We start from the raw sequence: 19,737 nt of genomic DNA on the forward strand, positions 1-19,737 counted from the left end.
AGGGGCGTGCCACGAATTGCCTTCTGAGCTGCAGGTTTCTTTATGTCCCCGCCAGGTGCCGCGCAGACTGGCCCACCTGTGGTTCCGAGACGATGATCGGTATCTGGTCGGCTGACGCGCGAGCGGACTTCCCACTCACCGCGCCTGGCCCAGAAAGGTTGTCGCGGTAGCCTTTTCGGATCAGCGAGCTGGACGGTCACCGTGTCGGTCGCGAGCGTCCTGCCACCGGCCGTGGACGGCCATCAGTGGCTTTGCCGCTATCCATTCACCGAACCGGTATTCCGCTCCTCGCACCAGGCGCGACGCCAGCTCCGGGCACTGCTGGGCGAGGTATCGTCGCCCCTTCGCGGCGTGCAGGGGCAGCGAGACGATCTTGATTCGATCGATGTCCTTCAGGTGCGGGAGCGCGAAACCGATGTTTTCCCATGTGGTCCGGCTCTGGTCTTCCAAGACGACCTCGCCGCGGTACCCGCGGGTCGCCGTGGCGTAGCGGGCCATCAGGGCTGCCTCGGTGTGCGGGCCCGCGCATGCCCCTCCGCAGAGGACGAGACGAGTGCTGACCGCGTGCGGGTCGATGGACCGCAGACCGGCTCGCACCCGCCACCGGTTCATGATGTTCGCGCGGGTGCCCGCGTTGCGATAGCCGAGCACCACAACGGCCTCGGAGCCACCCGTGGCCGATCCCACCAGCCTGCGGGAAGCGCGCCAGTTCTCCCACTCGCCCCACAGCAGCACGAGCACGAGACCGATGGCCGAAAGCCGAGTTCGTTTCCGCATGTGGTTCTCAATCGAGAGGAGGTCGGATCCGGATGAATGCGAAGACACGATCGATGATCTCGGGCAGTGGTCGCGCATCCTCGCTATCGGCCCACTGCGATAGCGCGACCTCGAAGCATCCCAGGGCGGCGCTGACCACTGCACGTGCCTCGAGGTCAGCGGTGTCATCGTGAGCCTCGAGACGGCGGGCGACTTCCGGGGAGAGTGCAGCGGACCAGGCGAGGTGCTTTTCGAGATTCTTCGCCCGCAACTCGCCGGTGTGGGTGATCACGCGCATGATGCGTTTCCAGCTGGCGGCGTCCTCCTCCATCCAGATGGAGCCCTCGCGGAAGGTCGCGTGCAGGGCGGACCAGATATCGGTGTCGCCGAGCTTGGCGACGAATGCTTCACGGACCTTCTCGGCAGTGGGTATTCGGCTGCCGAAGACGACGTCTTCCTTGCTGGGGAAGTAGCGGAAGAAGCTGCGCGTGGAGATTTCGGCGGCCGTTGCGATGTCATTGACCGTGACCTGGTCGTATCCGCGCTCGTCGAACAGCTCGATCGCCGTTTCGGCCAAGGATTCCTTCAATGCCTCGCGCGTGCGGGCGCGCAAACCGCTGGTGTCCGCTACTGCCATGCAAAAAGCATACAATGCCAAATGTGACGTACACTGCCAAAAGTGTCGACACATGACATATCTGTCATGCAGTGACACTCAATCTCGAAGAACCACGCACAAGGAGGCGGAGCAAACATGACAAAGGTTCTCTTCGTGGTCTCGGCGGCGGATCGCTGGACACTCGGCGACGGCACCGTCCACCCCTCCGGATATTGGGCGGAGGAGTTGGCGGTTCCGCATCGGATCTTCAGCGAGGCCGGATGGGATATCACGATCGCCACACCGGGTGGTAAGCCGCCCACTCTCGATGAGCTGAGTCTGGGTTTCGCCGGTGGGATGCCGAAGAAGCGGCGTGCGATCAAGAACTACCTGGACGGCATCGGCGCCGCGCTGAGCGCTCCGCGACCTTTGGACGAGGTCGATGCCGACGAGTTCGATGTGGTGTTCTATCCCGGCGGTCACGGTCCGATGGAAGACCTTGCCTACGACGAGGTTTCGGGTGAGCTGCTGAGGCATCGGCTCGCCTCGAATAAGCCGCTGGCCCTGCTGTGTCACGCGCCGGCGGCGATCCTGGCGGCCACGAATCCGGATGGCGGTTCGGCGTTTTCGGGCTACCGGATGACCGGTTTGTCGAACCGGGAAGAGCGATTGAACTGGTTTGCCCGCAAGGCGCCCTGGCTGTTGGAGGACGAGCTGAAGGCGGCCGGTGTCGACTACCTGAAGGGCATGCCCCTGCGGCCGTTCGTGGTGACCGACCGCAATCTCTACACCGGCCAGAACCCGCAGTCCTCGGAAAAGCTGGCGCACCTGCTGGTGTCGGAACTGCGCGGGTGAGCGGCGCTGCCGTCACGGTCCTGCCCGGTGTCGGACCTACCCCGCCGTGGGAAGCCCCGGACGCGGTCGAGGATCTGATCACCCGATCGCTGAGGTCCACCCCGGCCGCGCACTAGGCGTAGGTGCCCAGCGTCATCAGCTGGTGTCGGCCGAGTTCGGGTGACCGCGGCGGCCATGATGGGGATGCCGATAGCGTCCGGTAGGCACACGGGGGCGAATGCCGCGGCTACGAGGTCTCGAGGGCGGGTCGTCGGCGGGAGGGGCGGATGTCGGACCAGAGTCGACGGACGAGTGCCTTGCACTCGTCGAGAGTGCCGGGACGGCCGACCGCTGTCCAGCCGGTGGGCGCGGGTCGGTGCGCGGGCCAGATCGCGTATTGGTCATCGTCATTGACCACGACTGTGCGCAGGGGTGGACCGGCGGTCGGTGTCGTTGGCGCGGCCGTGCCGTCGATGAGGCGGCGTCTGTCGAGTTTGCCGTTGGCGGTGACGGATGCTTCGGTGCGCAGCACATAGATGTGGGGCCGAAGGTGGTCGACGACAGTGGATGCCATGTGGCCGCGCAGGTCCGACTCGTCGGCGGTGGACCCGGTGCGCAGCGTCACATACGCGGCGAGGTACTTGCCGCGGCCGGCTCGGGCAGCAGCGTCGCGAGGTCACGAAACCCTGCTTCACCGCGGCTGGTGAGGTCGAAATCGACTGCCACCACAAGGTATTCGCCGGCACCCGGCTCGAGGTCGACGAAACCGGGCGGGACGATGCCACCGCGTCGGGTGGCCTCCGACGAATCTGACCCCACGTGGACGCTCCATTGCAGCGAGGGCTGAGTCCTGCCGGTAAACCCGATGGCGTGGGTCGCCGTTGCCTGTCGACCATTCCCGATGATGGGAATATTGCGAATGTCGCTGGTACGCAGTGGATTCGGTTGATACAGATCTGGTGGTGCTTGAATGTGTATGCGTCCCTGGTGATTCCCTACGGAGTTGACGTTCTCATGGCGGTGAGCCTCCGGGGGGCGCGCCCGACGACATCGAGAATCCGGAATCGCCGATCGGAGTGCGAGATTCGCGCGATCTGTTCAAGTAGCTCGACCGACGCTGTTGCGATTCCGAACCGACAATCGTTGCCACACAAGCTAGTTGCGGTCTCGGTGTGGTCTGGTTACCAGGCCACACCGAGACCGCGGATAGGGAGATCAACCCACATCGCGCCAGCCGACGCGGGGCATCACGATTACCGAGGCCAGGGCAGGCACCCGGCGGCGCGCAGGCGGGCCGCCAGACCGGACGAAACGCTGGCGTTGGAACTGGAACCGCTACTGGCGAGGGCGAGTACGAGATCCACGCCGAGTCCAGCGCCGATGGAACATCCCAGCAGGTTGAGATCGATCGAGATGATCTCGCTGGGCGCACCGGGGGCGGGTTCATCGGCCTGCGCCGGACTTGCCGCGGCCACGGTGGCGGCGGCCAGTGCAATGGCGATGGCACCGACTTTGCTGGATCGCACTTGTTCTTCCTCCTTGTTCGCGCAGGGTCGCGCGGTTCGCGGGCGGGGTGGTGCAGTGTGGGTGTGCGGCGGGCGCCGATCGCGCGGGACCGACGGTCCGCTGCATAAATATTGACCAATCGAGACGGTGAGAAACCCCAACTCCCCTGGCAAACACTGTGCCTCACGCCCGGCAACGCGGCCGAGATTGTCGGTACTGCCGCCTAACCTCAGCACGAAACCGGAGTGCTTGCGGCTGATCGATTGCACCGGAGCCAGGCGGCAGCATCTCGAGAAGGGAGGCCGGGTGGCCACATTCGTCTTGATCCACGGCGCTGGTGATGTCGGCTGGTACTGGCATCTGGTGGCGGCCGAACTGCGCGCACGAGGTCATGAGGCCATCGCCCCGGATCTTCCATGCGACGACGACTCGGCCGGCCTGCCCGAGTACGTGGACACCGTGGTCGGTGCCATCGGCGAACGGACCGATCTCATCGTGGTCGCACAATCCTTCGGCGGTTTCACCGCCCCGCTCGTCTGCGACCGAGTGGCGGTGGAACTGCTCGTCCTGGTCGCGCCCATGATCCCCGCGCCGGGAGAGGCGCCCGCCGACTACTGGACCCATACGAGATTCAGCGAGGAGGTGCGGGTCCGGTACGACGATACGATCGCCCTGTTCTACCAGGATGTTCCGCCGGAGCTGGCCGCCGAAGCACTGAACCGAGCACGCACCCAGTCCGAGGCCCGGATGGGCGAACCGTCACCGCTCGGGACCTGGCCCGATGTCCCTACGCGAGTCCTGATCGGTCGCGACGATCGCCTGTTCCCCGCTGGCTTCCTGCGCCGCATCACCCAGGAGCGCCTGGGTATCACCCCCGACGAGATCGACAGTGGGCACACCCCGGCCCTGAGCCGCCCACGCGAGCTGGTTGACCGCCTACAGGCGTACGCCGCTGAACAAGGACTGCTCGGCGGCCACTAGCCGACGTCGTGGCGTGCCTTTCCGATGCGCTCACACGACTCGAACGCTGCCACCGTCGGCACGGATTTCTGCACCGTGGCTGCCGACAGGGGCGCCGATGTCTTTATGGCCGCCGGGCGGTGTCCCGATCATGCTCGAGCCCTATCGCTCGACCAGCAGCCGCAAGTCTGGGCGGGTCGATGCGGCAAATATCGCACCTCTGGTTGTTTACTAGGCGGGATGCCCGTTCGTGGCGCCTTGTCGAATGCGCGGGCAGCGCTGTGAATGGGGCTGTCGGTGAAGCTGATCCGGCGATCACGTCATCGGAGGTCATGGCGTCGCCGATGTGGATGCAGGCCGGAATCGACCGTGAGGAGGGCTAGTGACGAACGACGTGGTTGGCCGGGTTGCTGGCGTGGTCGCCAAACTCGGTGTCATCGGTGCGGTGGTCGGTGCGTCCGTGCTGGGGCAGCACACCGCCGCTCGCGCCGCGGAACTGACCACGTTCCAGTTGCCGCTGGTGAAGATATCCCAAGCATGGGGTGTGCCATCGCAATTCAGTATCTACCTGACGGCGACCGTCGGCGACGCCCCGGGAGTCACTACCTTCGGGGTCGCCAACCCGGCACCCTTCAGCGGTGGCACCATTTTCGACTCCCACGCGCGGATTCAGTGGTCGAACCTGACGACCGGAGCGATCGGTGTGGTGGATGTGGCAGATCGGGAAACGGCGCAGCAGCCCTGCGCTTGCGCTCCGGGTCCGGTGCCGGTGTTCACCGGGGCGGGACAGATCGTCGCCATCGCGACCGCCGGTGGCTTCGCCATCACTCTGTCCTCGGGGTTGGGTACTTTCACGGCTCTTTGAGCCCGGCTGTCTCCGTCACCACGAGGGATCCGCACAAACGACTCTGGCACCAACGCACTACCAGGACTGGCTCCAGAAGGCCCACTGAATCCGAGATACCGGTCCGCCTCAGGCAAGGCGGTGTGACCTCGACCTGCCCGCCCAATTGCGCGCCCCGCTCATCCCGTCGAACGGTCACGCACGCCCGCCGCGTGCGCGGTTCAGTCCGCTGTCCAGGGACGCAGTTTCTCCGGGTTCCGGATCGCCCAGATGCGGGTGATGCGGCCGTCGTCGATATCGAAGGCGTAGACCGACACGATGGTGCCGGCGAGCTGTGCGACCAGGCCGGGTTGGCCGTTCACGGTGCGCTCGAGCAGCGTCACCTCGGGGGCTCGGGCAGCGATTTCGACCCAGGCGCGGGCGATCTGCTCACCGCCGTTGATCGGGTGCAGGAAGGCCGGGGCCAGGCCGCCGCTGTCGGAGGTCGCGGTCGCCTGCGGATCGAGCAGGCCGATCAGCGCCTCGATATCTCTTGTTTCCCAGGCCCTTTTGAAGTCCCGGACCACCTCGGCGCGCTGGGTGCTCGACGGCGCCTGCGCGGTGTGGATGCGGCGGCGGGCGGAGGAGGCGAGCTGGCGGCAGGCCGCGGGGGTGCGCCCGACGATGTCGGCGACCTCGGCGAAGGAGTAGCGGAAGACGTCGTGCAGGACGAATGCCACCCGCTCGGCCGGTGTCATGGAATCCAGCACGACCAGGAAGGCCATGCTGATCGACTCGTCGAGGGTGACCCGGTCGGCGGGATCGGCGGGGGCGGGACCGCCGAGCCATTCGGCACGGTCGGGGACCGGCTCCGGAATCCATTCGCCCACATAGCGTTCCCGCCGGGCCCGCGCCGAGCCGAGCAGATCGAGGCAGATGCGGCTGGCGACCGTCGTCAACCAAGCGCCGGGCGCCGCCACATCCTGCCGCTGCCGCTCGGATAGCGCGTACCAGCGCGCATAGGTCTCCTGCACAACATCCTCGGCTTCGGCCAGCGAGCCGAGCAGCCGGTAGGCGAGATTGATCAGCTGCCGGCGTTCGCTGATCACCGAGCGCAGGTGCGGATCGGTCATGGTGTCGGCTCCTTCGGTCGATGCGGCCCTCACCCAATTGACGAAATAGCGACCCGAACTGTGAGGCGGCCTGACATTCCGATCGGCTGCGTCGTCGGAAGGTCGTGACACCTTCAGCAGAGCAGGAGTTCCCGGACATGATCAGAATCGGCATCATTCTCGGCAGTACCCGGCCCAATCGCAACGGCCCACAGGTCGCCCAGTGGGTTCTGGACACGGCATCGCGTCGCGACGACGCCGAGTTCGAACTGATCGACCTGCGCGACCACCCGCTACCGCATCTGGACGAGCCGGTGGCGCCGATGTTCGGCCCCTCCGTCCATGAGCACACCCGAGCCTGGGCCGAGCGAATCGCCCCGTTCGACGGCTTCGTGATAGTGACTCCCGAGTACAACCACTCGGCCCCCGGAGTGCTGAAGAACGCGATCGACCACCTGTTCGCGCAGTGGGCCGATAAGGCGGTCGGATTCGTCTCCTACGGCGCGAGTGGCGGCGTCCGCGCGGTGGAGCATCTGCGGCTGGTCTGCAGCGCGCTGGGCATGGCCGATGTGAGCCAACAGGTCACGATCTCGGTGCTCACCGATTTCGAGAACTACACCGCCTTCACACCGGGCGACCGCCACACCACGGCCCTGAACGCGCTGCTGGACCAGGTCCTCGCATGGAGCGCCGCGCTCGCACCGCTACGGCAGACCGGTGCCGAAACCACTCTCGTCAATTCCTGAGGAGCCAATAATGTCTACGCCGAACGACTTTCGGTCACTCGCCGACCGTATCGAGATCGAAGCGCTCTGCGCCGGATTCACCGACGCGGTGATGATGCACGACTTCGAGCGCCTGGCTGCACTGTTCACCGACGACGCGGTGTTGCGTATCCCCGACGCGGGTATCGAAGTTTCCGGACGCGCCGAATTGGAGAACGCAATGCCGCGAATGCAAGGCGCATGGGACTACTTCGTGCAGCACACCCATCCAGGCGCGGTCGATGTCGACGGCGATACCGCCTCCGGTCGTGCCCATATCTGTGAATTCGGTCGGTTACGAAGTGGCAGTTCACATTTGAACTACGCGATCTACCACGATCGCTACCGGCGAACGGCCGACGGCTGGAAGTTCACCGAGCGGGTCTACGAGATCCGATACCTCGACAACTCGCCGCTGCCGGGCTCACCGCCGGGAGAGAACGGACTGGGTGTGGACGTATCCGCTGCCCAACTGCACGGGTGATCATGCGCTGCCCACGGGGCCGCCGCTACCGGCAACCCCGTGGGCGGCATTCCCATTGCGATCGGCCCCGTCATCGGCGTGATCAGCGCCATCCGGTGGCGGTTTGCAACGCCAGGCTGCTGACGGCCAGGGGCAGTGCGAGCGCGCCGCCGAACAACCGAGATCCTCGGCGTCGTCGGCCTGCGCACCGCGCGCACCCGGCTCGACGGAACCGGAAGTGTCGAGGGCACAGGCGTTTTCCGGGCCTGGCCGGTGGGCGCCGTCTAGTGCCGTCGGCTGCCTGTTCCAGAGCCCGGCCGAGCTGCCGTTCGACAAGCGCGCGGGTGTGGTGACGAGGCGGGTCGGGTGCTGATCGATGCGGATGCGCACGGTTGGGTGCACTACCTGCCGGGTGTGTACGTCGCGGGCTGGATCAAGCGCGGTCCGGTCGGTCTCATCGGGCACACCGAGGGCGACGCCGGTGAAACCGTGGCCTGTTTGCTCGACGATCGCGAAATCCGCCCAGGTGCGGTGGATTCCGCGCCGGAGTCGGTCATCGCCTTCCTGACGGCCAAGGGCATTCCATTCCCGACCTGGGCGCGCTGGTATCGCCTCGACGCGCTCGAGCGGACACGCGGTGAACGTGCGGGACGCGAGCGGGTCAAGATTGTCGGGCGCGCGGACATGCTGCGGATCAGCCTCGGTTGAGCGGATGCCGGGGGCGTCCCGGCATGGCGTAACTGTCGGTGTAGCTGTCGTTTTGCCCTGAATTGTTTGACGATAGCGCCACCGGCTTGGGTTCACAGCGGATGCGTGGCTGCTACTTATTTGGACCAATTCGGCTTTCTTTCCATAGTGTCGCTGGAGGTTTGCCGGATGTGGTATTTGTATTCAGCCTGGCTTGTCGACTAATGTCCGCGAACTATCCGTGGAGGTCAAGGTCGTGACTCGTCCGTTCCATGCTTTCTCCGGTAGTAGACGCAGCGTTCGGATCAAGGTCCTGGGTGTACTCAGCGGTGTGGCACTCGCGCTGCTGGCGACGACGGCAACCGCCGAACCGCTGTTTCCGGCCGCCGATCCGGACCCGTTCTATGCCGCCCCGGGGGATGTGGCAGCGCACCAACCCGGTGACATTCTCGACGTGCGGGCGATGCCGCCGGTGCCTCTCTTCCCCGGCGCCACCGTCACACTGGTCAAATTCCGCTCGACCGACTCGCATGGTGGGCCGATCGCGGCGACCACAACGGTCCTCACCCCCCTGGGCCATCAGCCCGATGCGCCGTTGCTGTCGTATCAGCACTTCATCAATGCGCTCGGCACCGACTGCGCGGTATCGCACAAGCTGTACAGCGGCGATCTGAATCTGTCGGCGACGGCGACGATGTTGAACGTGGTGCTGCAGGAGGGGTGGACTGTCGCGATGCCGGATCACCTGGGACCGCAGTTCGCACTCGGAGCTGCGCAGTTGGGTGCTCACATCGTATTGGACGGCATCCGGGCGGTGAAACGGCTGCCCGAACTCGCCGTGCAGCACAGCCCGGTGACGATGGCAGGCTACTCCGGCGGCGGCCTGGCCACCTCATGGGCGTCAGTGCTGCAGCCGTCCTACGCCGGTGAGCTGCGGATCGCGGGCGCGGCCATCGGCGGCGCACCGATGAACCTGCTGACAATGGCGGAGGCGCTCGGCCTCGAACCGCACCCGGCATTCGGGCTGGCCATGGCGACGGCAATCGGTTTGGAGCGTGAGTATCCGGACCAAGTGCCGATGGCCAGGTATCTGAACCAGCGTGGCATGGCGCTGCGTGACGCCATGGCCAACCGCTGCACCAACGAGATCCTCGCCATCGGCGTCAACGGCAGCGCTCGCGAGTACGTCACCACCACCTCGATCTTCGACAGGCCCGAGGCCTGGACTGTGGTACAGGAAAACAGCCTGGAGCTGTACCCAGGGGTGCCGGAAATGCCCGTGTTCGAATGGCATTCGCCGAGCGACCCGCTGGTTCCGGTCCAGGCCATCGAAAACACCGACCGCCGCTGGTGCAATTCCGGGGTGCAGCTGCAGACGATGACGGTGTCCGTGCCCGAGCATTTGACCGCTGCGGCAGCGGGCGCACCTGAGGTGCTGCGGTGGCTCGAGGGGCGGGTTCGCGGCGAACCGGCCCCTGTCGCCTGCTGAGATCCGACGGGATCGTCGTAGGGGGTCGCTTGGCCCGAGCACGGTGTCGGTGGCGTGGACGGCAATCGTTGGTCGTCCACGTCACCGATCGCGCGCCGGTTTGCGGCGCGACCGGGCGGACCGCAAGATCCTGACCGGGCTCGATATCGAGGTGTTCACCCTGATCTTCGTGACGAGCCGCATCGCGGGCCGCATGGTCAATTCGCCTTCTCGGTGTTCAGGCTTGCGGCAGTGAGGTTCTGAGCAGCGAAACGGGCGATGGTGCAAGCCTGGCGTGCACGCGCTTCCGGATGCGCGGTGCGCTGCTCCAGCACAGCGCGGATCCGATCCAACGATGCGGTGGCATCGCTGGCGGCTCGGCGCAGCACGGTGTAGCGGTGGTCGAGTTCGCGGTAGGCGAGGTCGATGTCGTGGTGCCGGCGGCGTAGGTCGGCCATATGGTTGAGCAGGTCGGCTACCTCACGCGTGCTCAGGGTGAGGGTCGGGTGCTCGGCTCCGGAGAGGATCGCCTCGCCCGCGACCTCCGCGCAGCGAGCGTGCAATGCATCGACAATGTCGGCCACACCGATCACCTCCTACACTGCGGCAGAGCTGCTCGGGTGCCCTCGCCAATCGGATACGCCCCCGCCGCCGCGCGGGCTCGAAAACGAAGAAACGTTGCAGGTCAACACATCTGGCGATGCTGGTCGGGAATCGCCGCCCGCCACTCTCGTTCGAATGCTCTCATCGATACCTAGGCCGAACTACCCCCGATCACGGGCACGGTACTGGAACCTGGCCGGACCGAGGGATTCCGCCACCGACTGGCATGGGCTCGCATGAGGGATTTCCCACGATACGCGCGGGTAACCGCGTGACGCCCTGTACCTGCGAGCAGTATGAGGTGCAGACTACGCGGGACCGGTAGTCGCAACCCCTAGCCCGAGCGGGCCAGTGCTGTGGAGTGGAAGGAGCGGGCGAGTGTTCAGCCGCATCGCCATCGTGAACCGCGGAGAGGCCGCCATGCGCCTCATCCATGCCGTCCAAGATCTGGCCGCGGAGACCGGGAGACCGATCGAAACCGTCGCTTTGCACACCGATGTCGACCGGAACGCGACATTCGTGCGGGAGGCCGATATCGCCTACGACCTCGGTCCGGCGTCCGCACGCCCATATCTCGACCCGAAGGCGCTCGAGCGTGCTCTGGTGACGACCAAGGCCGACGCCGCGTGGGTCGGTTGGGGTTTCGTCGCGGAGGATCCGGCGTTCGCGGAGCTCTGCGAGCAGATCGGCGTCACCTTCATCGGCCCCAGTCCGGAGGCCATGCGCAAGCTCGGCGACAAGATCGGCGCGAAGCTGATCGCGGAGGAAGTCGGCGTGCCGGTCGCGCCGTGGAGCCGCGGTCCGGTCGAAACCGTGGACGCGGCCCTCGAGGCCGCCGCCGATATCGGCTACCCGCTGATGCTGAAGGCGACCGCCGGCGGCGGCGGCCGGGGTATCCGGGTGATCACGAACGAGGCCGAGCTCGTCGATGCCTATGAGCGCACCCGTCAGGAAGCCGCGCGCGCCTTCGGCAGTGGCGTGGTCTTCCTGGAACGGCTGGTGACCGGCGCCCGGCATGTCGAGGTCCAGGTGATCGCGGACGGCCAGGGGACCGCGTGGGCGCTCGGTGTCCGCGATTGCTCGGTGCAGCGGCGCAATCAGAAGGTCATCGAGGAGTCGGCGTCGCCGGTGCTGCGCCCCGAGCAGGCGGCCGAGCTCAAGGCGTCGGCCGAGCGGTTGGCGATCGCGGTCGGTTACCGCGGCGCTGCGACCGTCGAGTTTTTGTACCACCCGGGTGACCAGCTGTTCGCCTTCCTCGAGGTCAACACCCGCCTGCAGGTCGAACACCCGATCACCGAGTGCACCACCGGATTCGACCTGGTTCGGGCGCAGCTGCTGGTGGCATCGGGCGGCAAGCTCGAGGGCGAACCTCCGGCGGAGCGCGGGCACGCGATCGAGGCCCGGCTCAATGCCGAGGACCCCGACCGCGACTTCGCGCCCGCTCCGGGCCGCATCGCGCGGCTGGACCTGCCTGCCGGGCCCGGCATTCGAGTCGACACCGGCGTCAGCGAGGGCGACACGATTCCCGCCGACTTCGACTCGATGATCGCCAAGATCATCGCCTACGGCCGGGACCGCGACGAAGCGCTGGGCAGGCTGCGCCGGGCAGTGGCGAAGACCCGGGTCGTCATCGAGGGCGGCGCGACGAACAAGAGCTTCGTGCTCGACCTGCTGAACCAGCCCGAGGTGATCGACGCCAGCGCGGACACCGGCTGGATCGACCGTGTTCGCGCCGAGGGGCGTCTCGTATCGCATCGACACTCCGCGATCGCGGTGGCCGTCGCCGCCATCGATGCCTATGAAGAGGAAGAGCGGGTCGAGCGGCACCGGCTGCTGTCCACGGCGGCCGGTGGACGTCCCCAGGTGCAGCATCAGAGCGGTCGCCCGCACGACCTCAAGCTGCGCGGCGTCGGCTACCGCGTGCGCGTCGCACGTATCGGTGCGTACCGGTTCCGCGTCGGCATCGAGGCGGGCGGCAATACGGCCGCCGCTGATGTCGACCTCGAGCGTTTCGACCGCCATACCGGGCAGATCGTGGTCAACGGCACCCGCTACCGCGTGATCACCGGTACGCACGGGCCGATTCATCTGGTCGATGTCGACGGTGTGACGCATCGGATCAGCCGAGACGAGGGTGGTGTCGTTCGCTCGCCCGCTCCCGCGCTGGTCGTTGCCACGCCATTGGAGATCGGCGCCGAGGTCGAGGCGGGCGCGCCGGTCCTGGTGCTGGAGAGCATGAAGATGGAAACGGTGCTGCGCGCGCCGTTCCGGGCTCGGTTGAAGGAATGCGCTGTTTCGGTCGGCACCCAGGTGGAGACCGGTGCGCCGCTGCTGCGGTTGGAGCCGCTCGCCGAGGACGACGAGGCCACGGACGCCGCGGTGGTCGAGTCGGTCGAGCTGGATCTGCCCGGTGAGTCCGCACCGGACCGACCGCACGAGGGTACGGCACGCAGCCTGCAGGACCTGCGCAGTTTGCTGCTGGGCTTCGACGTGGACCCGCATGACGACCGCCGCGTACTCGACCGCTACCTCGCCGTGCGCCGGGCAGCTCTCGCGGACAACCGTCGCCCCCTCGCCGAGGAAATCGAACTCGTGCAGGTGTTCGCCGATCTCTCCGAACTGAGCCACAACCGGTCGGGGGACGAGGACGGTGGCCACGGGCATGTCCACAGCGCCCGCGAGTACTTCCACACCTACCTGCAGAGCCTCGATGTCGAGCGGGCCGGGCTGCCGGAGTCGTATCAGGCCACGCTCGCCAAGGCGCTCGGGCACTACGGCGTCGCCGATCTGGAGCGTTCTCCCGAGCTCGAAGCCGCGGTCTTCCGGATCTTCCTCGCCCAGCAACGTCCATCCGACACCGTCACGGTCATCACCACATTGCTGCGCGAATGGCTGCGCGAGCCGGTGCCGGACCGGGCGCTGCGCGAACCGGTCGGCCTGGCGCTGGAGCGACTGGTGGCCGCGACGCAGGTGCGCTTCCCGGTGATCGCCGACCTCACCCGCGGCCTGGTGTACGCCTGGTTCGGCCAGCCGCTGCTGCGGCGCAACCGCGCCCGCGTCTACACCAATGTCCGTAAACAGCTGAGCCACCTCGACGCGCACCCGGAAACGCCCGATCGCGCCGAGCGCATTTCCGAGATGGTGCGCAGCACCGAGCCGCTGGTGCGGCTGCTCGGTCAGCGGCTGGTGCGCGGCAGTGCGGACAACACCGCCATGCTCGAGGTGCTGACCCGGCGGTACTACGGAAACAAGGGACTGGCCAGTGTGCAGACCCGACAGGCCGGCGGGTGCACCTTCGTGATCGCCGAGCGCCGGGGCCTGAGCCTGGTGTCCGCAGCGGTGAGTTTCGACGCGCTCGACACCGTGCTGCGCGGTCTCACCGAATTGGCGAGCGGGGCCGCGTCCATCGAGGTCGACATCTACCTGAGCTGGGAGAAGCAGCCAGAGGACTTCGACGCGATGGCGGCGGCGCTGCAGGAAGTGCTCGGTGCGCGGCCAATGCCGAACCAGATCCACCGGATCACCGCGACCGTCGCCGGCAGCGGCGGCGCGGTGATGCACCATCACTTCACCTTCCGCCCGTCCGCGACGGGCATGGCCGAGGAGCGGTTGATCCGCGGCCTGCATCCCTACATCGCGGAGCGGATGCAGATGAAGCGGCTGCGCAAGTTCGACCTCACCCGGCTGCCGTCCTCGGACGAGGAGATCTACCTGTTCCGCTGCATCGCGAAGGAAAACCCGTCCGACGAGCGCCTCGTCGCGTTCGCCCAGGTGCGTGACCTGGCCGCGCTGCGTGAGCACGACGGCAGGCTGCTGGCACTGCCGACGGCCGAGAGCACCATCGCCACCTGCCTCGACTCGATCCGCCGGGCACAGTCGCAGCGGCCGTCGGCCAAGCGCTTCCACACCAACCGCATCGTGATGTACATCTGGCCGCCGGTTGACATCACCCGCTCCGAGTTGGAGACGATCGTCGATCGCGTGCGGCCGACGACCGCGGGAGCCGGGCTGGAGGAGATCCTGCTCATCGCGCGGCACCGGGCCCCGAGGTCCGGTGAGCTGATCAAGGTCGCCGTGCGCATATCCTTCGACACCACCGGCGGTACCGAGGTGACCATCGGCGAGCGGTCCGACGAGGTGGTCGAGCCACTCGACGAGTACCGGCAGAAGGTGCTGCGGGCGAGCAGCCGCAATACCGTCTACCCCTACGAGTTGACCGGTCTGCTCGGTGAGTTCGCAGAGTACGACCTCGATGCCGACCACACGCTGGTGCCGGTCGACCGACCCAAGGGACGCAATAGGGCCGCGATCGTCGCGGGCGTGGTCACCACACCGACCGAGCAGTACCCGGACGGCATCACCAGGGTGGTGCTGCTCGGTGATCCGACGAAATCTCTCGGCGCGCTCTCGGAGCCGGAGTGCCGTCGCGTGATCGCCGCAATGGACCTGGCCGAACGGATGCAGGTGCCGCTGGAGTGGTACGCGCTGTCCTCCGGCGCCCGGATCTCGATGCAGTCGGGCACCGAGAACATGGACTGGGTGGCGGCGGCGCTCAAGCGGATCGTCGAATTCACCCAGGACGGCGGCGAGATCAATATCGTGGTCTCGGGCATCAATGTCGGTGCGCAGCCGTACTGGAACGCCGAGGCGACGATGCTCATGCACACCAAGGGCATCCTGGTGATGACGCCGGACTCGGCGATGGTGCTCACCGGCAAGCAGGCGCTGGACTTCTCCGGTGGTGTGTCGGCCGAGGACAACTTCGGCATCGGCGGCTACGACCGGGTGATGGGCCCGAACGGGCAGGCACAGTACTGGGCGCCGAATCTGCTTGCCGCGCGCGATGTGCTGATGTCGCACTACGACCACACCTACGTGGCACCCGGCGAGCAGTCGCCGCGGCGGTCTCGGACCAGTGACCCGATCGATCGCGACGTCTCCGACTTCCCGCATGTCGTGGCGGGCAGTGACTTCACCACGGTCGGCGAGATCTTCTCCGCCTCCGCCAACCCGGACCGCAAGAAGCCGTTCGATATCCGGACCGTCATGCGGGCGGTGGCCGATCAGGACCACCCGGTGCTGGAACGTTGGGCGGGGATGGCCGACGCCGAGACGGCCGTGGTGCAGGACGTGCGGCTCGGCGGTATCCCGGTGTGCCTGCTGGGCATCGAGTCCAGGGGAGTGCCGCGGCGCGGCTTCCCGTCCACCGATGGGCCGGACACCTACACGGCGGGCACACTGTTCCCGCGGTCGTCGAAGAAGGCCGCACGGGCGATCAGCGCGGCCAGCGGCAATCGGCCGCTGGTGGTGCTGGCGAACCTGTCGGGCTTCGACGGCTCGCCGGAATCGATGCGGAAGTTGCAGCTCGAGTACGGCGCCGAGATCGGCCGTGCGATCGTGAACTTCCAAGGGCCCATCGTGTTCTGCGTGATCTCGCGCTATCACGGCGGCGCGTTCGTGGTGTTCTCGAAGCTGCTCAACCCGAATATGACCGTGCTCGCGCTGGAAGGCTCGTTCGCCTCGGTGCTCGGCGGCGCCCCCGCGGCCGCGGTGGTGTTCTCCGGCGAGGTCGATGCGCGCACCACGGCCGATCAGCGGGTGCGGGACCTCGAGGCACGCGCCGCGAACGCGGTCGGCGCCGACCGCGCGGCACTGACAGCGGAACGCGACGAGGTCCGGACGTCGGTCCGCACGGAGAAACTCGGTGAGGTCGCAGCGGAATTCGACCGCGTGCACAATATTCAGCGCGCTGTCGAGGTCGGTTCGGTGGATGCCATCATCCGCGCCGCCGAACTGCGCCCGCGCATCATCGAAGCCATCGAGGCAGGTCTGCCCGGCTGACCATCGCGGACCATCTGATTGCTGAGGCAGGCAGGACTACGGGCTCGATATCGGGCCCCTAGTCGGTGAAACGGCTACCCGCGGAGGCGAGCTGGAGGAGGCGGCGTTGTACCAACGCCGCCTCCCGGCGTCTGAGGCCGCTGTGGATTCGATGCGGCGCGCGTGCTCGGCTGCGTGACCGGGACCGGGCACACCGCAGCAGTGCAGGGATTCGTACGAGTCCGCCGACGGGAGTCGGTCTGCATCGGCGTGGAAGTCCTTATCCGGTCCCGGAATTGCAGCGGCAGGGTGATCGGGCCGGTGGGTCCGAGTGAGCCAGCTCTGAAAGCCGCTGGTGTTGTGGGTCGTTCGGGCGCGGTGGGCGGTTCGGTGACGTAGGTTGGGGAGCCGCGGGTTTCGGCATGTGGGAGTGCGTGGTGGTCGTTGTTGTGGTTGTCGCGGTTGTGGTGGGGGTTGTCGGTGTCGCGGTGTCAGGTGTTGCGCTGCACTGGTATGTCTGGCGGCGTCTTGTGCGTGATACGACTGTCGCGGGCTCCGTCTCCCGGCGTATCGGCAGCGCCATCGTGGTGGCTGGGCCTGTGCTGCTGATCGGGACCGTGGTCGCCGAACGCATGCGGGCACCGTTTCGGCTCGTTCAGGTCATCGCCTGGCCGGGCTTTCTATGGGGTGCTGTCTTCGTGTACTTGCTGATGGCGCTGTTCGTGGGCGAGGTGGTCCGATTCGTGTTGCTGAGATGGGCCGGTCGCGGCGACTCGGCGGGGGACACCGCCGCGACGATCCCGGTAAGAGAAACGGCCGCCCCCATTGCGCCGATCCCGGGGCGCGGTGCCGAGACGCAGCCGGAGTCATCGTCGGAGGTGGCCGCTGCTGCGGTCAATCGAATTCCGCGCCGGCTCTTCGTATCTCGTGCCGTGGGCGGTGCGGCCGCTGCTGCCGCGGTGACGACCGTGGGCTACGGAACCTACGGTGTGCTGCGCGGCCCGAGTGTGCGGCGCATCGTCGTGCCACTGGCGAAACTGCCTCGCCGTGCGCACGGGTTCCGTATTGCCGTGGTCAGCGATATCCATCTCGGGCCGATTCTCGGACGTGGGTTCGCCGAGCGAGTGGTCGCCACGATCAATGACACACAGCCCGACCTCATCGCCGTCGTCGGTGATCTGGTGGACGGCACTGTCGAGGATCTCCGCCCCGCTGTCGCGCCGCTGGCCGGGTTGCGCGCCCGCCACGGTGCGTATTTCGTGACCGGCAACCACGAGTACTTCTCCGGCGCGGAGGAATGGATCGAGCACGTCCAGGAATTGGGACTGCACTTGCTCGCCAATACCCGAACGGAGCTGCCCGGATTCGACCTCGCAGGCATCAACGATGTGCAGGGCGCGTCGACCGGACAAGGTCCCGACTTCGGCAGGGCGCTGGGCGATCGGGATCGGTCGCGCACGGCCGTGCTCCTGGCGCACCAGCCCGTGCTGGTCGACGATGCGGTTGCCCACGGCGTCGATCTGCAGCTGTCGGGGCACACTCACGGCGGACAGCTATGGCCGGGCAATTTCCTTGCGGGCCTGGCCAATCCGACCGTTGCCGGGCTGGAGCGCTACGGCGACACGCAACTGTATGTCACGCGTGGCGCCGGGGCGTGGGGCCCGCCGGTCCGGGTGGGGGCGCCATCCGACATCACCGTGGTCGAACTCGCTTCGCGGCAGGCGTGATGTCGCGCTGGCCGGGTGCCCGTACCGCCGCCGTTAGCGGTCAGCGATAGACAGCTGGGAGCAGTGCGGTCATCACCCGTCCGGTATTGGGGCCGAAGCAGAGTAGGACGCTATCGGACATATCGATGATCCGGTCGGCACGTCCAGCTGGAGTTTGTCTGATGCCGGGCAGTTCGAGCAGGCTGGCCGGGCCGCCCACCGAGGCGAGGCCATCGGTCATGACCAGGAGGATGTCGGGGCGGGCCGCGATCAGCGCCTCGCTGGTGATGGTGACGAAGGGCTCGGTCAGTCCGGCCGCTGTTCCGGCGTCCTCCGCCCCCAGCCCGGTGATCAGCGCGTCCGCGCCCGAGCCCGGTCCGGCCAGCATGGTGAGCGCGGTACCGCGCAGGTACACGAATGCGATGCGCGGCTTGGGCTTTCCCGCCGGGACGGCCGCGGTCGCGGCAGCGATCTCCGCGGTAGTGCGCTGGGCGAGCGCGACACCCTGGTCGTGGACGCCGAGCGCGTCCGCGACGGCCTGGATCTGCGGACCGGTTCCCGTCAATGTTCGCGCCGGATCGAAGAAGACGATCGACACGCCAGCGGCGCGCAACTGCTCGAAGACCGCGGGGGTCCCGGTGGTCGTATCGGTCAGCAATACGGTGGGGTGCAAGGCCAGCACGGCCTCGACGCTCATGGCCTCACCGCCTGGGGTGACGTCGGTGCGGTCGATGATCGCCGGGAGTTTCGCCGCGGTGCTGCGACCGATGAGATGTGGGCCCAGGCCGAGTGCGTACACCGTCTGCGCCAGGGTGCCGAAGCGGTCGACCGCGATGATGCGTCTGGTGTCGGAGACCGTCACGTCGGTGCCGTCGAAACCGCGGACGGTGACGGGCAGCCTCGGCCGCGGGTCGGCTGCGATCGGTTGCGGATCGGGATCTGTCAGGGTTGCTGTGATTTCGCCCTTGGTAGTGACATCGGTCTGCCCTTGTGACGAACAGGCACTGAGCCCCAGCGTGCAGGCGAGTCCGAATGCCAGGATTCCGAGTCCGGCGCGGCTGAACATGATTGTCACAGTATCCGGGGGCAGCGCACTGTTCGCTACTCAATTTTTGTGGATGTTGTATCGGAAGTTGTTTTCCCGCAATGGTTTTCCGGCGTTCATGAGTAGTTTACTGGCCGATCGCGGACCGGCTGCCAGGTCTTGATGTGTGTTGCCTGGTGGGGACGGGCGCGAGTCCGGAAGTGAACTCGACGCGGCGGAAGTTAAAGCAGGTTGAACCGCAAGAAAATTGGTCAAACGGCCAGGTGTATGGCAGTGCGTTTCGGTCCGGTCCGCCCGGATGAACCGGACCGTGGACCGGTCGAACACCGTGCGATCCTTGGGTACAGTGCGGTTCGCCTGAGGATATCCATCGAGGGATAGCCCGGGGCACCATGGGTGGGTATCAAAGGGGAAACCGAAATGGTAACCGTGGCACGAATGCAGTGCTGGCACTGGGCGATTCGCCGCGGCAATAATAGCCGATCAATTGCTGACTATCCGGGCGGCCGGGAGATCGGTGTATGACGCAGCATCCGCCGGATATGGTGCCCGTCCGCGTGGCGGTCCGGCGCGTTCCCGACGGTCATCGCCG

At 66.8% G+C, this 19,737-nt stretch carries 17 protein-coding genes; 9 read left to right on the forward strand and 8 right to left on the reverse strand.

Annotated elements, in window-relative coordinates:
- Window positions 1-180 precede the first annotated feature (180 nt).
- Together ACQP2D_RS18125 and ACQP2D_RS18130 are read right to left on the reverse strand one after the other, a co-directional pair.
- Window positions 181-777 carry a YdcF family protein gene (locus tag ACQP2D_RS18125; protein WP_433684853.1) on the reverse strand — a complete coding sequence of 199 codons (597 nt, stop codon included), beginning with the start codon at window positions 775-777 and terminating at the stop codon, window positions 181-183.
- A 7-nt stretch (window positions 778-784) separates the two neighbouring features.
- Entirely contained in the window at window positions 785-1,393 is a 609-nt protein-coding gene (locus tag ACQP2D_RS18130; protein WP_433684854.1) for a TetR family transcriptional regulator, read from the reverse strand.
- Between the two features lie 117 nt (window positions 1,394-1,510).
- On the opposite strand from ACQP2D_RS18130, the gene ACQP2D_RS18135 reads away from it, so the two are divergent.
- Entirely contained in the window at window positions 1,511-2,209 is a 699-nt protein-coding gene (locus ACQP2D_RS18135; protein WP_433684855.1) for a type 1 glutamine amidotransferase domain-containing protein, read from the forward strand.
- Between the two features lie 226 nt (window positions 2,210-2,435).
- Here the strand turns inward: ACQP2D_RS18135 and ACQP2D_RS18140 are convergent, their stop codons facing one another.
- From ACQP2D_RS18140 to ACQP2D_RS18150, 3 genes are all read right to left on the reverse strand, one after another.
- Window positions 2,436-2,813, reverse strand: coding sequence for an MbtH family NRPS accessory protein (locus ACQP2D_RS18140; RefSeq protein ID WP_433684856.1), 378 nt, complete (start codon window positions 2,811-2,813; stop codon window positions 2,436-2,438).
- Complete coding sequence (locus ACQP2D_RS18145; RefSeq protein WP_433684857.1) at window positions 2,810-3,007, reverse strand: hypothetical protein; 198 nt, start codon at window positions 3,005-3,007, stop codon at window positions 2,810-2,812. Before ACQP2D_RS18145 ends, ACQP2D_RS18140 begins: the two co-directional genes overlap by 4 nt.
- A 434-nt stretch (window positions 3,008-3,441) precedes the next feature.
- Window positions 3,442-3,714 carry a hypothetical protein gene (locus ACQP2D_RS18150; protein WP_433684858.1) on the reverse strand — a complete coding sequence of 91 codons (273 nt, stop codon included), beginning with the start codon at window positions 3,712-3,714 and terminating at the stop codon, window positions 3,442-3,444.
- A 286-nt stretch (window positions 3,715-4,000) separates the two neighbouring features.
- Between ACQP2D_RS18150 and ACQP2D_RS18155 the strand changes: the two genes are divergently transcribed.
- Both ACQP2D_RS18155 and ACQP2D_RS18160 read left to right on the forward strand, forming a co-directional pair.
- Window positions 4,001-4,675, forward strand: a complete 675-nt coding sequence (locus ACQP2D_RS18155) for an alpha/beta fold hydrolase (protein ID WP_433684859.1) — start codon at window positions 4,001-4,003, stop codon at window positions 4,673-4,675.
- A gap of 361 nt (window positions 4,676-5,036) precedes the next feature.
- Window positions 5,037-5,519: a hypothetical protein gene (locus tag ACQP2D_RS18160; RefSeq protein WP_433684860.1), complete on the forward strand. Its 483-nt coding sequence runs from the start codon at window positions 5,037-5,039 to the stop codon at window positions 5,517-5,519.
- A gap of 200 nt (window positions 5,520-5,719) precedes the next feature.
- Here the strand turns inward: ACQP2D_RS18160 and sigJ are convergent, their stop codons facing one another.
- Window positions 5,720-6,610, reverse strand: coding sequence for an RNA polymerase sigma factor SigJ (sigJ, locus tag ACQP2D_RS18165; RefSeq protein ID WP_433684861.1), 891 nt, complete (start codon window positions 6,608-6,610; stop codon window positions 5,720-5,722).
- Window positions 6,611-6,747: 137 nt separating this feature from the next.
- On the opposite strand from sigJ, the gene ACQP2D_RS18170 reads away from it, so the two are divergent.
- The 4 genes from ACQP2D_RS18170 to ACQP2D_RS18185 all read left to right on the forward strand — a co-directional run bounded on the left by ACQP2D_RS18170 (window position 6,748) and on the right by ACQP2D_RS18185 (window position 9,992).
- Window positions 6,748-7,335, forward strand: a complete 588-nt coding sequence (locus ACQP2D_RS18170; RefSeq protein ID WP_433684862.1) for an NADPH-dependent FMN reductase — start codon at window positions 6,748-6,750, stop codon at window positions 7,333-7,335.
- A 10-nt stretch (window positions 7,336-7,345) separates the two neighbouring features.
- On the forward strand, window positions 7,346-7,837 hold the full coding sequence (locus tag ACQP2D_RS18175; RefSeq protein ID WP_433684863.1) for a nuclear transport factor 2 family protein: 492 nt from the start codon (window positions 7,346-7,348) through the stop codon (window positions 7,835-7,837).
- A 345-nt stretch (window positions 7,838-8,182) separates the two neighbouring features.
- Window positions 8,183-8,524: a hypothetical protein gene (locus ACQP2D_RS18180; RefSeq protein WP_433684864.1), complete on the forward strand. Its 342-nt coding sequence runs from the start codon at window positions 8,183-8,185 to the stop codon at window positions 8,522-8,524.
- 235 nt (window positions 8,525-8,759) lie between these two features.
- Window positions 8,760-9,992, forward strand: a complete 1,233-nt coding sequence (locus ACQP2D_RS18185; protein WP_433685689.1) for a lipase family protein — start codon at window positions 8,760-8,762, stop codon at window positions 9,990-9,992.
- 197 nt (window positions 9,993-10,189) lie between these two features.
- Here ACQP2D_RS18185 and ACQP2D_RS18190 read toward each other — a convergent pair whose 3' ends face one another.
- A complete protein-coding gene (locus tag ACQP2D_RS18190; RefSeq protein ID WP_433684865.1) occupies window positions 10,190-10,555 on the reverse strand; it encodes a hypothetical protein in 366 nt (121 codons plus the stop codon).
- A gap of 397 nt (window positions 10,556-10,952) precedes the next feature.
- Here ACQP2D_RS18190 and ACQP2D_RS18195 point away from each other — a divergent pair, with 397 nt between their 5' ends.
- Both ACQP2D_RS18195 and ACQP2D_RS18200 read left to right on the forward strand, forming a co-directional pair.
- Window positions 10,953-16,415 (forward strand): carboxyl transferase domain-containing protein, encoded by a 5,463-nt coding sequence (locus ACQP2D_RS18195; protein ID WP_433684866.1) that lies wholly within the window; start codon window positions 10,953-10,955, stop codon window positions 16,413-16,415.
- A gap of 416 nt (window positions 16,416-16,831) precedes the next feature.
- Window positions 16,832-18,121, forward strand: coding sequence for a metallophosphoesterase (locus ACQP2D_RS18200; RefSeq protein WP_433684867.1), 1,290 nt, complete (start codon window positions 16,832-16,834; stop codon window positions 18,119-18,121).
- Between the two features lie 40 nt (window positions 18,122-18,161).
- Here the strand turns inward: ACQP2D_RS18200 and ACQP2D_RS18205 are convergent, their stop codons facing one another.
- Window positions 18,162-19,166, reverse strand: a complete 1,005-nt coding sequence (locus ACQP2D_RS18205; RefSeq protein WP_433684868.1) for a heme/hemin ABC transporter substrate-binding protein — start codon at window positions 19,164-19,166, stop codon at window positions 18,162-18,164.
- Between the last annotated feature and the right edge of the window lie 571 nt (window positions 19,167-19,737).

It is taken from the genome of Nocardia sp. CA-119907 (assembly GCF_050955995.1).
Lineage (GTDB): Bacteria > Actinomycetota > Actinomycetes > Mycobacteriales > Mycobacteriaceae > Nocardia.